Source organism: Pseudomonas sp. B21-023 (genome assembly GCF_024749165.1).
Classification (GTDB): domain Bacteria; phylum Pseudomonadota; class Gammaproteobacteria; order Pseudomonadales; family Pseudomonadaceae; genus Aquipseudomonas.
The window spans coordinates 5,140,424-5,155,456 of the sequence record NZ_CP087190.1 but is presented as its reverse complement, the minus strand read 5'-3'; the positions used below and the strand labels follow the sequence as shown (position 1 = coordinate 5,155,456).

Genomic DNA, 15,033 nt, shown 5'->3' with positions numbered 1-15,033 from the left:
CAACATGCTTCGCGGTTTCCGTCTGGCTTTGACCCTGGGTCTGTTGCACCTGCCGCTGGCGCAGGCCGGCGACCCACCCGCCGACCCCTTGCTCGATACCCCCGCTGCGTCCAGCGCCGGGCAGAATCCCCGTGGTGTGCTGCGTGCCCGTGACCAGGCCGTGCTGTCCAGTGAGCTGGCCGGGCGCATCGTCGAGATGCCCTATGCCGATGGCCAGGACTTCAAGCAGGGCAGCACCCTGGCGCGCTTCGATTGCAGCGCCTACCAGGCCCAGCTCAACGCCGCCCAGGCCGCCGTGCGCGCTGCCCGCGAGGAACTCAACCACAACCGCCAACTGGCCGCGCTGAAGTCGGTCGGCCAGTTCGAGGTGTCGTTGGCCGAGGCCAAGCAGGCCCAGGCCCAGGCCGAGGCCCAGGTGTACCAGGTACAGGTCCGGCGCTGCGTGGTCAGCGCGCCGTTCGATGGCCGGGTGGTTCAGCGCCGGGCCCAGCCCCATGAAAGCGTCGCCAGTGGGTCACCGCTGCTTGAGGTGGTGGACAACCGCTCGCTGGAGATCCACCTGCTGGTGCCCTCGCGTTGGCTGGGGCAGCTCAAGCAAGGCCAGCCGTTCGAGTTCGTTCCCGATGAAACCGGCAAGCCGCTGCAGGCACAGGTCAAGCGCGTCGGCGCACGGATCGACGAGGGCAGCCAGACGTTGCTGCTGATCGGCGAGCTGCCCCGTGACAGCCAGGGGCTGCTGGCCGGCATGAGCGGCACCGCCCACTTCGCCGCACAACCATGACAGCCGCCGCCACGGGGGTGGCTGAGCATGCCTTCGCGCTGTTTCTCGGCCTGCAGCGTCAGGCCCGCCAGGCGGCTGGTCCCGAGCAGCTCGCCTACAACATGGTCAACGATGGCCAGACACTGTTTGGTTTTCGCCATGCCGCCCTGCTGATCGCGGGCAAGGTTCGAGCACTGACCGGCATCAGTGTGGTCGAGGCCCATGCGCCGTTCGTGGCGTTTGTCGAACGCGCCGCTCACACGCTCCAGGCCGGCGGTGTGGCGGCCCGGACGGGGGCCGTGGATCCGGCGACGCTGGATACCCAGGCCCAGGCAGACTGGCAGTTGTTGTCGGCCGCCCACGCATTTTGGTTGCCCTTGCTCGATCGCCAGGGCGAAGCGTTCGGCGGGCTGTGGCTGGCCCGCGACCAGGCGTTCAACCCCGCCGAGCAAGCCCTGCTCAATCAGTTGGGGGAGACTTACGCCCATGCCTGGCTGGCTTTGGGCCCGGCCAAACCCTGGCGATTGCGTTGGCCACGGCGGCGCCTGCTGGCGGCCTTGGGGTTGTCGTTGCTGGTGCTGTTGGTGCCGGTGCGCCAGTCGGTGCTGGCCCCGGCCGAGGTCGTGCCGCGGGCAGGGCGGGTGGTTGCCGCGCCGCTGGACGGGGTGATCGCTGAGTTCCTGGTCAAGCCCAACCAGACGGTCGCCGTCGGTGACCTGCTGGTGCGCTTCGACGCCACCACCCTCAAGGCCCAGGTCGATGTCGCCGAGCGCGCCCTCGGGGTCGCCGAGGCTGAGCTCAAGGCCAGCACCCAGCGCGCCTTCAGCGATGCCGAATCCAATGCCCGCCTCGACCTGCTGGCCGCCCGCGTGGAACAGAAACGCGCCGAACTCGACTACGCCCGCCAGCTCCTCGGCCGCAGCGAAATTCGCGCCGAGCGTGCGGGAATCGCGGTGTTCGCCGACGCCGAGCGCTGGACCGGCAAGCCCGTGCAGACCGGCGAGCGCCTGATGCAACTGGCCGATCCGCAGCAGGCCGAACTGCGCCTGGAGCTGCCGGTGGGCGATGCCATCGCCTTGCAACCCGGGGCCGAAGTGGCGTTATTCCTCGACAGCGACCCGCTGCATCGCCATGGCGCCCGCTTGGAGCGCGCGGCCTACGAGGCCCAGGCCACCGCAGCCGGGCAACTGGCCTACCGGCTGGACGCCGGTTTCGACGAGGCACCGCCGCGCATCGGCTTGCGTGGTACCGCCAAGGTGTACGGCGAGCGCGCCCCGCTGGTCTATTACCTGCTGCGCCGCCCGCTGGCTGCGTTGCGTCAGGGGCTGGGGCTGTGACCCTGCCGGCGTTGCGCGTCGACCTGCAGCTGTCGCCAGCGGCGGCCGGGCATGACGGCGCGCCGCAGTGGACCCTGGCCGACCCGCTGCGCGGGCGTTACTTCAAGCTGGGCGGTGGCGCCGTGCGGCTATTGCAGCACTGGCGCCTGGGCGACCCGCAGCGTGTGCTGGCTGCCGCCAATGCCGAGCCTGGCCTGGCAGTCGACGAGCAGGCATTGGAAGAACTGTTGCTGTTTCTCGGCCAGCACGACCTGATCGGCGCCGAAGATGCCCGCCAGCGCGAAAGCTATGCGACCAAGGCCGCCGCCACCCGGCAGAGCCTGTGGACCCGTGTGCTGCACCAGTACCTGTTCTTCAGGATTCCGCTGTGGCGCCCGGATGCCTTCCTCAACCGCGCATGGCCGGTGCTCGAACGCCATGGAGGCTGGATCTTGCGCTACGCCCTGCCGTTGGTGCTGGCGTTGGGTGTGTTCCTGGTGATCCGCGACTGGTCGCGCTTCATTGCCACGTTCCCGCACCTGTTCAGCCTCGGCGGCATCCTCGCCTTTGGCGTGGCGCTGGGGTTCGCCAAGCTCTGCCATGAGTTCGGCCACGCCTTCATGGCCAAGCGCGCCGGGTGCCGGGTGCAGAGTATGGGCTTGGCGTTCATGGTGCTGTTGCCGATGTTCTACACCGATGTCAGCGATGCCTGGCGCGTCAGCGACCGCCGTGCGCGGTTGCTGATCGATGCCGGTGGAGTGTTCGCCGAGCTGCTGCTGGCGGTGCTGGCGCTGCTGGCCTGGTCGCTGCTGCCTGACGGCCCGGCACGCACGGCAGCGTTCATGCTGGCCAGCGCCACCTGGATCACCACCTTGCTGGTCAATCTCAACCCCTTCATGCGTTTTGATGGCTACTTCCTGATCAGTGACTTGTGGCGGGTCGAGAACCTGCAGAACCGCGCCTTTGCCCTGTGTCGCTGGCGATTGCGCGAGGCGCTGTTCGGCTATGGCGAGCCAGCCCCGGAAGCCTGGTCGCCGACCATGCGCCGCCGTTTGCTGGTGTGGGGCTATGGCGCCTGGCTGTGGCGCGCGGTGTTGTTCTTCGGTATCGCCCTGGCGGTGTATCACCTGTTCTTCAAGGTGCTGGGCATCTTCCTGATGCTGGTGGAGCTGGCCTGGTTCATCGGTTTGCCGGTGTACAAGGAGTTGCGGCAATGGTGGCTGCACCGTGGCCAGGCGGCGCCGGGCAAGACGCTGCGGGTGGCGGCCGGGCTGGGTTTGCTGCTGGCCGTGCTGGTGCTGCCCTGGCGTGGCGCGGTGGACGTGCCGGCGATGCTCGAGGCATCCCGCGTCAGCGCCCTGCATGCACCGGTGGCGGCACGGGTGAAAAGCTTGCCGGTGGTCGAAGGGCAAGAGGTTCGCCAGGGCGAGCTGCTGGTGGAACTGGAGTCGCCCGACCTGATGTCGCGCCAGTCCATCGTGCGCCGCGAGATCGACATCCTGCAGCTGCTGTTGCGCCGCCAGGCTGGGCGCAGCGAGACCGCGGCGGATGCCGGTGTGCTTGAGCAGCAACTGGCCGAAGCCGTGGCCGAGTACCGCGGCCTGGCCGCCCAGCGTGAGCGCCTGCAACTGCGCGCGCCCCGCGACGGAGTGCTGCGCGACCTGCCGGCCGGCCTGGCGCCGGGGCAATGGGTCAGCCCGGCACTGACCTTGGGGCGATTGGTCGAGCCGGGGCTGCGTTTGCGCGGCTACCTGGCCGAGGCCGACCTGTGGCGGGTGGCGGCTGGCAGCGAAGGGCGCTTTATCGCCGATGACCCGGCGCGCCCGGCGTTGCCGGTGCGCGTGGAGCAGGTGGATGCCACTGGCGTGGCTGTGCTGGAGCTCGAAGCGCTGGCCTCCGACCGCCATGGCCCGGTAGCCGTGCGGCGGGATGGCCAGCAGCGTGCGGAGCCGGTGCAGGCCCAGTACGGCGTGCGCCTGAGCCCGCTGGGCGAAGTGCCCGATGTGGCGCAGCCGTTGCGTGGGGTGGTGGTGCTGGAGGGCGCGCGCGAGTCGTTGCTGGGGGTCGCCTGGCGACGTTTGGCGGCGTTGGGGGTTCGTGAGAGTGGGTTTTAGGCGGCCTTTCCCGCCAGGCTCCCGTCGTAATTACGCGATCCATCGCCAGGAACACCGTTCAAGACAATGCCAACGCAAGGAGCCCGCATGACCGAGACCGCTCTGCCACTGTGTTCCCGCCTTACCTTGCCCACCAACCTGCCCGCGTTGCTGCAGGCCCTGACCCGGCTGGACACTCACGCCTGGCAGGCGCACTTCAACCGGGGCTACCACGAGGGTGACTGGAGCGGTGTGGCGCTGGTCGCCGCCGAGGACGCGCCGTTGCCTCTGGCCCCAGGCACAGGCGCGCCGAATAGCCTGGCCTGGTGGCAGGGCGAGCCGGCCTGGCAGCAAGCACTCGCACCCTTCCAGGCATCGCTGCGCGCCGCCCGCCTGCTTCGCCTGGGCGCGGGGGCGCGGATACACGAGCACCGTGACCCCGACCTCGGGCGCCCAGGCGGCTGCCTGCGCTTGCACATACCGCTGCTGAGCCCTCCGGGCGTGGAGTTTCTTGTGGATGGCCTGCAAGTGCCGATGCGCCCGGGCGAGTGCTGGTTCATCGACTTGTCGCGCCCCCACCGGGTCAACAACCCCGGGCCCGGTGAGCGCATCCACCTGGTACTCGACTGCGCGGTCGCCCCTTGGCTACTGGCGCTGATCGACGAAGGCCTGGCGCAGACGCCGGCACTGCAGCCCGGGAGGGCTGGGCAGGCATTCGAACGGTTTCGCCAGCAGGTGAGTGAGGCGCCGGCATTGGCCGCGCAACTACAGGCGTTGGAGGATCCCCAGGCCTTCGTGGCCGAGGCGGTGCGCCTTGGTGCCGAGCTAGGGCTGGCGTTTTCCGAGGCAGAGGTCCTGGGCGCCATGCGCCGGGGCAAGCAGGCATGGAGCGATCAATGGCGAGTGTGAATACCCCGATGGATTTTCACGGCTGGTTGCCCATCCGCCTCTGGCGAGGCGACGCCGGATGGCGGGTGGACTGGTGCTGGTTCGGCGAGAGGCGCCTGGCCCGGCCGTTTTTCCGCGACGACGTCGACCAGGCACTGCGCTTGCCCTTCAACCAGGCCATGCGCCGCGACACCGATGTCCAGGCTTTGCTCGACTGGCAACTGCACAGCCCGGGCCTGGCGCCCTCGGTGCTGGTGTTCCATGCCTCGCGCTGTGGCTCGACGCTGATCGCCCAATTGCTCGCCAGTCAGGCCCGCAACATCGTGCTGTCGGAGCCGCCGCCGTTGGACAACCTGTTGCGTGCCGCGCGCCAGGACCCGTCCGCCGCCGCCTGGCAGGCCGATGCATTGCGGGCGCTGTGCTCGGCCTACGGTCAGCGTCGTCGGGGCGACGAGCGCCACCTGTTGATCAAGCTCGACGCCTGGAGCATCTTCGACGCGCCACTGCTGACGGCGCTGTATCCCCAGGTGCCACGGGTATTCCTCTACCGTGACCCGCTGGAGATCGTGGTTTCCCAATTGCGCCAGCCGGGCATGCACCGGGTACCGGGCCTGCTTGGTGCCTCTGGGCTCGACAGTGTGCTGGCCCAGGACATGGGCGCGGTGCAATACACCTGCCGGATGATTGGCGAAATCCTTGCGGCTGGCCTAGCGTTGTGCGAACGCGAGGGCGCCATCGCGGTGAACTACAGCGAGTTGCCCGATGCTGTCTGGGGGCGCCTGGGGCCACTGTTCGGCATCCTGCCAGGCGAAGTAGCGGATTTGCAGGCGGTCGCGGCCTTCGACGCCAAGCAGCCGGCCCTGAACTTCAGCGCCGATGGCCAGCGCAAGCGTGACGAAGCCAGCGACGAGGTGCGCGCGGCGATCGCCCGTTGGGCCCTGCAGCCTTACAACGCTTTGGAATCCATACGGTTGCGAAATGCCTAGAAACCGGCGTCAAAATACCTCGAACGGGTGTTTGAGAAAATCGTTGCAAAGACCACGCTAGAGTAGTGGCTATATGCCTTGTTGTTCGGCTACGCTGCGGGTGATCGTGTAGGACAATTCACTTGGATGTGCGCCCCTCACCATGGGGTAACCTTACGCAGGGAAGCCAGACCCGATGTCCATCCCCGAGGTGAACCTCCGTCCCATGGTGGACGCCGACCGGGCGTTCCTGCGCGAGCTCTATGGCACCACGCGTGCCGCCGAAATGGCCCTGCTGCCGTGGCCGCAGGCCGCTATCGATGCCTTCCTCGACCAGCAGTTCCAGGCCCAGCACGACTACTACCAGGCCCAGTTCGCCGACGCCGGCTTCTTTGTCATCGAAGCGGCGGGCGAGCGCATCGGCCGTGCCTGCCTGCAGTGGACCGACAGCCACGTGCAATTCATCGACATGGCCCTGCTGCCCGCCTGGCGCGGCCGTGGCATCGGCAGCCGGCTGCTCGGCCAGTGGCTGGCACGTGCCGATGAACGGGGGCTCAGCGCCGGCCTGCATGTGACCGCCGACAACCCGGCCTTGCGGCTCTATCAGCGCTGTGGGTTCCAGGTGGTCGGCGAGAACGGCCTGTCGCTGAAGATGAGCCGGCCAGCGTCCATTGCCGCGATTGATGCAACCGGTGAGCCCCGATACCCAAGGGGGCCGGAGCTCCAGACGATTTTCCACGCCGATCGGCAGTTCTGAGCGTGCCTGTCACGAACGTGATTACCTGCGGGCCTTGAGGCCCGTCCTTGCCGCGTTGTCAAAGGAGTGCAGTAAATGAGTGAGCCATTCATCGGTCAGATCACATTGTTCGCGGGAAACTTCGCGCCACGGGGCTGGATGTTTTGCCAAGGGCAGCTGCTAAGCATCGCCCAGAACACCGCGTTGTTCTCGATTCTGGGTACGACCTACGGTGGCAATGGCCAGACTACATTCGCCCTGCCTGACCTGCGTGGTCGCGCACCTGTCCAGCAGGGGCAGGGGCCAGGCTTGCCGAGTGTCGTGCTGGGCGAGGCAGCCGGCACGCCGACTACCACGCTGACATCGCTGAACATGGCGTCGCAGGCCGTGAACATCCCCGCGCAGACCGTATCGGTCGCCATCCCTGCCGCAGAAGGTGACGCCGACCTGCCTGCACCCTCGACCACTGGCGTGCTGGCCAAGCCAAAGGATTCGTCCGGTTCGGGGGTGTCGATCGACATCTACGCCTCCACCGCCAGCAATACCACGCTCAAACCCTTCAACCTCACCATCCCTGCCACGACAGGGGTGACCGCGGCAGGCAACCAGCCGTTCTCGAACCAGAGCCCTTACCTGGGCATCAACTTCATCATCGCGACCGAAGGGATCTTCCCATCCCGTAACTGAGGCCAGGATTTCGGCAGGCAGGGCTGCGGGGCGCGCATTGGCGCCCCGTCGTCCGTTCAGGATTACCAGACAATGACAGGCCGCCCTCATCTGCAGGGACGGCAAGCATAAGCAGCCGCAGGGCTGAGCGAGGGCATCATGGCATTCTGGAAACGCGGTAAAGACACCCACACACCCAACGTTTCCGCAAGCCGGCCCAGCCTTATCCAGGCCCTGGAACCGCGCATGATGTTCGACGCCTCGGTGGGCGTGGTCGCCGATCAGGGGGCTCAGGCGGTCGAAGCCGCCGCAGCCGCCACCGGAGGCAAGGACACCAGCGCCGCCAGTGATGCGGCCAGTACCCGCGATAACACCGCCCACGAACCGGCCCATCAGGCGGCACCGGCCACCGCGCCGATCTCCCAGGCTCCGGGCAATCATGAAGTGGTATTCGTCGACTCTGCGGTAAGTGATTACCAGAAACTCATCGCCGGCCTGCCTGCCGGGGTCGAGGTGGTGGTGCTGGACAACGGCAAGGATGGCTTCAAGCAGATCGCCGACTATCTCAATGGCCGTAGCGACGTGACTTCGGTCGATATCATCAGCCACGGCGACAGCGGCTATGTGTACCTGGCCGGCAATGCCATCTGGGCCAACCAACTGGCCAGCCATGGAACCGACCTGGCGCGCATCGGCGCCAGCCTGGCCCCGGGCGGCGATATCCGCTTCTTTGCTTGCAACACCGGCGCCGGCAGCGATGGCCAGATGTTCGTCAACGAGGTGGCGCGGCTCAGCGGTGCCGACGTGGGCGCATCGGCCGACTCGACTGGCAACCGCGCTGGCGAGGACTGGGAACTGGAGACCATTTCCGGCGCGGTGGCCACTGGCGTGGGGGTGCAGCGCGGCGACCTGTCGGCATTCAATACCTCGCTGGCGACCATCACCGTCACCAGCAGCAATGCGTCACTCATCGCCAACGATGGCCAGGTATCCCTGGCCGAAGCCATCCAGGCCGCGAACAGCGACACTTCGGTAGATGGCTCCGCCGCGGGCAGCGGCAACGACATCATCGTGTTCCACCAGAACCTGAAAGGCGGGACCATTCGCTGGTCGTCGGCCACGGCGCTGGCGGTGACCAGCAACATCACCATCAACGGTGATGTCGACGGCGACGGCAAGGGCGACATCATCCTCAGTGGCGACGTCAACAGCAACAACATCCGCGATGCTGGCGAGGCCTCGGGCCTGCAAAGCAACGGCGGCGGTGTGCTGACGGTGCGCAACCTGGACATGCGGCATTTCTCCGGCAACATCACCGGTGGGGCCATCCGCGCCAATGGCGGTTCGATCACCATCGAGGATTCCAACTTCCAGGACAACGCCGGCACCGTGATCAACTCGGCGACCACCCTAGGCTCCACGGTGGTGGTACGCAACACCACGATCCATGACAACAATGCGAGCATCATCGGCGCCACCGGCATGTCGTCGCTGGTACGCCTGGGCGGCCCCAACAACCACGTCCTGGAAAACGTGGCGATCTACAACAACAGTGGGACCTACGCTGCCACTGCCACGGTCGCGGGCGCCTCGGTCATCGTGCTGAGCAATACCGGTGGCTCGGTCAGCATCGTCAACAGCACCATCGCCAACAACACCTACCTCAACACCAGCAGTGGCACCATCAACTCCGCCGGCCTGGGTTGGGCCACTGGCGGCGCCGGCACGGTGACGGTGCTCAACAGCATCATCAGTGGCAACACGGTCAACGGCGCTGCCCTTGATGCCGCCACCAACAGCGGCAGTGGCGGTGGCTACACCAGCACCACCAACCTGATCGGCACCCCGGTCAACTTCGTCAATGCCGCCGGCGGCGATTACCGCCTGGCCAGCACTGCCAGCAACGCCATCGACCAGGGCACCCAGGCGGGCGCGCCGGCCACCGACCTGCGCGGCTTCGACCGGCCCCGTGGCGGCGGTGTCGATATCGGTGCCTACGAGGTGCTGTACTCGGCGCCGCCGCTGGTCGACCTGGACACCAGCACCGGTGGTAACGACAGCACCGTCAATTTCGCCGGCTCCCCGGTGGTGATCGTGCCGAACATCAACATCAGCCAATCCGACGGCGATACCCAGGTCAGTGGGGCTACCCTGACCTTGGGCGGCGTGCTTGATGGCGGCAGCGAGACCCTGTCGCTCAGCGCCGGGCAGATCGCCACGGCGGCCAGTTACGGCATCACCATCAGCGGCTCGGGCAGCGCGGTGCTGTCGCTCAGTGGTGTGGCCACCCTGGCCCAGTATCGTGCGGTACTTGCCACAGTGACCTATGGCAACGCCGCAGGGGCCTACACCAGCGGCACCCGTAGTGTGACCGTCAGTATCAATGACGACATGGGCAGTACTACCCGCACCGCTTCGGTGGTGGTCCAGCCACTCAATGCCGCGCCGGTGATTGCCAACCTCAACGGCGACAGCCAGACCTTCACCCAAGGCAGTGGCGCCGTGCTGCTCGACAGCGGCAGCAACGCCACGGTCACCGACAGCGACTCGGCCGACTTTGCCGGGGGTAACCTGACCGTGGCGGTCAGCGCCAACGGCGTCGCCAGCGAAGATGTGCTGGGCATCCGCCACCAGGGCAATGGCGCCGGGCAGATCGGCGTCAGCGGCAGCACGGTGAGCTACGGCGGAGTGGCCATCGGCACCTATACCGGCGGCACGGGCGGCGCCAACCTGGTGCTGACGTTCAACGGCAATGCCACGGCCGCAGCAGTCCAGGCGGTGGTGCGCAACCTCACCTACGACAACAGCAATGCCGCCAACAGCATCGGCCAGGCCACCCGCACCCTGTCGGTCACCGTCAACGATGGCGATGGCGCCACCTCCAGCGCGGCTTCGGTCACGGTGGCCATTCATGAGACGGTTCCGCCCACCGCCACCATCACCCTCAGCGACACGGCCCTGAAAGTGGGCGAGACCGCGACGGTGACCATCACCTTCAGCGAGGTGGTGAGCGGTTTCTCCAATGCCGACCTGACGGTGGCCAACGGCACCCTGAGCGCGGTGGCCAGCAGCGATGGCGGCAAAACCTGGACCGCCACCTTCACCCCGACCAACAGCATCACCAACGCCAGCAACGTCATCACCCTGAACAACGCCGGTGTTACCGACCTGGCCGGCAACGCCGGCGCAGGCATCACCAGTTCGGCCAACTACAGCATCGACACACAGCGCCCGACGGCGACCATCGTGGTGGCCGACAGCAACCTGAGCATCGGTGAGACGTCCCAGGTGACCATCACGTTCAGCGAGGCCGTGACCGGCTTCACCAATGCCGACCTGACGGTGGCCAACGGCACCTTGAGCACGGTGTCCAGCAGCGATGGCGGGATCACCTGGACCGCGACGTTCACCCCGACCAACGCCATCAGCGACGCGACCAACCTCATCAATCTGGACAACACCGGGGTGAGCGATGCCGCTGGCAACGCCGGCAGCGGCACCACCAACTCGAACAACTACGCCATCGACACCCAGCGCCCGACGGCGACCATCGTGGTGGCCAGCCCCACCCTGGCCATCGGCCAGACGTCGCTGGTGACGTTCACCTTCAGCGAGGCCGTGACCGGCTTCACCAATGCCGACCTGACGGTGGCCAACGGCACCCTGAGCGCGGTGTCCAGCAGCGATGGCGGGATCACCTGGACCGCGACGTTCACCCCGACCAACGCTATCACCGACGCGACCAACCTCATCAACCTGGACAACACCGGGGTGAGCGATGGCGCTGGCAACGCCGGCAGCGGCACCACCAACTCGAACAACTACGCCATCGACACCGTGCGCCCGACCGCGACCATCGTGGTGGCCAACCCCACCCTGGTCATCGGCCAGACGTCGCTGGTGACGTTCACCTTCAGCGAGGCCGTGAGCGGTTTCAGCAATGCCGACGTGACGGTGGCCAACGGCAACTTGAGCGCGGTGTCCAGCAGCGACGGCGGGATCACCTGGACGGCCACCTTCACCCCGTCAAGCAACATCACCGACACCACCAACCTCATCACCCTGGACAACAGCGGGGTGGCCGATCTGGCCGGCAACGCCGGTAGCGGCACGACCGACTCGAACAACTACGCCGTCGACACCCAGCGCCCGACGGCCACCATCGTGGTCGCCGACAACAATCTCACCGTCGGCGAGACCACCACGGTGACCATTACCTTCAGCGAGGCTGTAACCGGCTTCACCCTGGCCGATCTGACCGCGCCGAACGGCAACTTGAGCGGGCTTTCCAGCAGTGACGGTGGCATCACCTGGACGGCGACCTTCACGCCTTCGGTGAACGTGCAGGACGCCACCAACGTCATAACCTTGAGCAACACCGGGGTGGCCGACCTGGCCGGTAACGCGGGCAGCGGTAGCACCAATTCCAACAACTACGGCGTCAGCACCCTGCAACCCACGGCCACGGTAGTGGTGAACAACGCGGCGCTGAACATCGGCGGGACCTCGCTGGTGACCATTACCTTCAGCGAAGCGGTCAGTGGCTTTACCAACGCCGACCTGACAGTGGCCAATGGCACCCTGAGCGCGGTGTCCAGTGCCGACGGCGGCATCACCTGGACCGCCACCTTCACGCCAACGAACAATATCCAGGATGCGACCAACCTGATCACCCTGGACAACAGTGGCGTGGTCGGGGTCAGCAGCGGTAACGCCGGGTCCGGCACCACCGATTCGAACAACTACGCCATCGACACCCAACGCCCGACCGCAACCATCGTGGTGGCCGACAGCAGCCTCGCGATTGGCGAGACGTCGCTGGTGACCATCACCTTCAGCGAGGCGGTAAGCGGTTTCACCACCGCCGACCTGGCCGTGGCCAACGGCACCCTGAGCGGGCTGAGCAGCAGCGATGGCGGTATCACCTGGACCGCGACCCTGACGCCGACCGCCGGCATCACCGACACCTCCAACGTGATCACCCTGGACAACAGCGGGGTGACGGACACCGCCGGCAACGCCGGTTCCGGCACCACCGACTCGAACAACTACGCCGTCGACAGTCAGCGGCCAACCGCCACCATCGTCATGGCCGACAGCGATCTGCGCGTCGGTGAAACCTCGTTGGTGACCATCACGTTCAGCGAGGCGGTATCGGGCTTCACCAACGCTGACCTGAACTTGCCCAATGGCACCCTGGGCACGCTGTCCAGCGTCGACGGCGGTATCACCTGGACCGCCGTCTTCACGCCGAGCAACGGCGTGCAGGACGCTACTAACCTGATCGTACTGAACAACACGGGCTACACCGACCTGGCCGGCAACAGCGGAACCGGCACGACTTCATCGGCTAACTACACGGTCAACACCGTCGTCCCCACCGCCACCGTCGTGGTTGCCGATACGGCCCTGCGCGTTGGCGAGTCGAGCCTGGTGACCATCACTTTCAGCGAGGCGGTGAGCGGCTTCACCCTGGCCGACCTGACAGTGGCCAATGGCACCTTGAGCGGGTTGAGCAGCAGCGATGGCGGCATCACCTGGACCGCGACCCTGACACCTGGCAACGGGGTCGAGGACACCAGCAACCTGATCACCCTGGACAACAGCGGCGTGGTCGCGGCGTCTTCCGGTAACACCGGCGTGGGCAGTACCGATTCCAACAACTATGCCATCGATACCCGCGTTCCCAGCGTGACCAGCGTCGGTGGCCCAGCGGGGGTTTCCTACAATGCTGGCGACGCGCTGGTGTTCGTGGTCAACGCCAGCGAAGCGGTCCAGGTCACCGGGGCGCCGCGCCTGGCTCTGGACATCGGTGGGCACACGGTGTTTGCCGAACTGGTGGCGGGCGCCGGCACCTCGACCCTGGTGTTCCAGTACATCGTCCAGGCCGGTGACAACGACGCTGACGGCATCACCGTGACCGGCCTTGTCGCCAATGGTGCGACCCTTGTCGACGCCGCGGGCAATGCCATGGACCTGACCCTCAATGGCGTGGCTGACACCCACCAGGTGCTGGTCGACACCCAGGCGCCGAGCGCGGTCGGCATCGTCACCCTCGACCCGTCGCCGAGCAACGCCCAGAGCGTGCGCTTCACCGTGACCTTCAACGAGCAGGTCAATGGCGTCGATCTCAGCGATTTCAGCCTGGTTGGCACCGGCTCGGCCAGCGGCACGCTCAGCGGCCTGCAAGCGCTGGGCGGTGGCGTCTATGTCATCACCGTCAGTGGTGTGCACGGCACCGGCACCCTGGGCCTGAACCTCAATGGCAGTGCCACGGGTATCACTGATGTGGCCGGTAACGCACTGGTCGGTGGCCTGACCGGCGCCACATACAACATCGACCGCGACGCCCCCACGGTGGGCAGTGTCGGCGTGCCGGTCGGCGTCCCCTATAACACGGGCGATGTGCTCACCTTCGTGATCAACACCAGCGAGGCGGTGATGGTCGACGGCGTGCCGCGGCTTGCCCTGGATGTCGGCGGGCGCACGGTTTACGCCGATTTTGTGGCCGGTTCAGGCACGCCGACGCTGGTGTTTCAGTACCAGATCCAGGCCGGCGACAACGATGCCGATGGCATCCAGGTGCTTGGCCTGTCGGCCAATGGCGCGAGCCTGCACGATGCGGCCGGCAATCAACTGACACCGGCGCTGAACAATATTGGCGACAGCCACGGGGTCATTGTCGACAGCACGCCACCCGGCGTGGTCTCGATCGTGGCGAATCCGTCGCCGACGCCGGGCAGCCAGTCCTTCACCGTTACCTTCAGCGAAGACGTCAGCGGGGTCGACCTGGGCGACTTCGAACTGCTGGCCAGTGGCAACGCCAGTGGCACGCTGCAGTCGCTGGTACGCCTCGACGGCCATACCTGGCAGGTCAATGTCGCAGGCGTGGCGGGTAGTGGTGGCCTGGCCCTTGGGGTCAAGGCCAGTGGCACCGGCATTCGCGATGGCGCAGGCAACGACGTGGTCGGCGGCTTCGCCGGGCAAAGCGTGACATTGCAGTCTACCGACGGTGATCCGGAATTCCGCGCATACCCACCGGCGCGCCCGGGCCAGGCCAGCCCAGGCACGCCGGTGGTGATCGCACCGTTGCCGGTAACGGCGCCGTTCCAGTCGCCGCTGCTGCCACAGCCGCTGTTCGAGGTGCCGACAACGGGCGGCGGGCTGCCGACCTTGGGCAATCTGTTCATCCAGAACGGTGCGCTGGCGCCGAGCTACCTGGCCCAGGTGTTCGCCGGCCAGCACTCTGACAGCGGTATCGGCAATGGTTCGGGGGCCGGTTTCCTCGGCTTTGGTGGTGGTGACGCCAACGTGTTCGGGGCCAGCAGCCTGGCCAACATCTTCGACAAGACGCTGCCGGATGACGGTGGCCAGTATGAACTGAGCGGTGGCAAGCCATTCCGCCAGGGGGCAGAGGCAGGGGCGGGCAAGGGCCTGACCGGGGCGCCGACCCTCGGGCAGCAGTTGCAGGCCTTCCAGGAGGGGGAGCAACGCCAGGCCAGGCAACTGGCGCAGGTGTTGGGGCAGGTCGAGGTACCCGTGCCGCAGGCCTGAGCCGGCGCACGCGAGCAATCCAATTAGAAGAAAAGCAGTGCCGTACCAAGGGGGC

General features: G+C 66.8%; 8 protein-coding genes. All 8 read left to right on the top strand.

The window, feature by feature from the left end; translation table 11 throughout:
• Window positions 1-4 precede the first annotated feature (4 nt).
• Complete coding sequence (locus LOY42_RS23205; protein ID WP_046857240.1) at window positions 5-781, top strand: efflux RND transporter periplasmic adaptor subunit; 777 nt, start codon at window positions 5-7, stop codon at window positions 779-781.
• Window positions 778-2,097 (top strand): efflux RND transporter periplasmic adaptor subunit, encoded by a 1,320-nt coding sequence (locus tag LOY42_RS23200; protein ID WP_139668362.1) that lies wholly within the window; start codon window positions 778-780, stop codon window positions 2,095-2,097. Before LOY42_RS23205 ends, LOY42_RS23200 begins: the two co-directional genes overlap by 4 nt.
• Window positions 2,094-4,190 (top strand): HlyD family efflux transporter periplasmic adaptor subunit, encoded by a 2,097-nt coding sequence (locus LOY42_RS23195; protein WP_258599460.1) that lies wholly within the window; start codon window positions 2,094-2,096, stop codon window positions 4,188-4,190. Before LOY42_RS23200 ends, LOY42_RS23195 begins: the two co-directional genes overlap by 4 nt.
• Before the next feature lie 87 nt (window positions 4,191-4,277).
• Window positions 4,278-5,078, top strand: a complete 801-nt coding sequence (locus LOY42_RS23190; RefSeq protein WP_139668365.1) for an aspartyl/asparaginyl beta-hydroxylase domain-containing protein — start codon at window positions 4,278-4,280, stop codon at window positions 5,076-5,078.
• The gene (locus LOY42_RS23185; protein ID WP_258599458.1) at window positions 5,066-6,043 is read left to right on the top strand and encodes a sulfotransferase family protein; all 978 of its coding nucleotides are present in this window, start codon (window positions 5,066-5,068) and stop codon (window positions 6,041-6,043) included. Before LOY42_RS23190 ends, LOY42_RS23185 begins: the two co-directional genes overlap by 13 nt.
• Window positions 6,044-6,218: 175 nt before the next feature.
• On the top strand, window positions 6,219-6,779 hold the full coding sequence (locus tag LOY42_RS23180; RefSeq protein WP_139668369.1) for a GNAT family N-acetyltransferase: 561 nt from the start codon (window positions 6,219-6,221) through the stop codon (window positions 6,777-6,779).
• Window positions 6,780-6,854: 75 nt separating this feature from the next.
• Window positions 6,855-7,445, top strand: a complete 591-nt coding sequence (locus LOY42_RS23175) for a phage tail protein (RefSeq protein ID WP_102684140.1) — start codon at window positions 6,855-6,857, stop codon at window positions 7,443-7,445.
• A gap of 138 nt (window positions 7,446-7,583) precedes the next feature.
• Entirely contained in the window at window positions 7,584-14,978 is a 7,395-nt protein-coding gene (locus LOY42_RS23170; RefSeq protein WP_258599455.1) for an Ig-like domain-containing protein, read from the top strand.
• The last annotated feature ends 55 nt before the right edge of the window (window positions 14,979-15,033 follow it).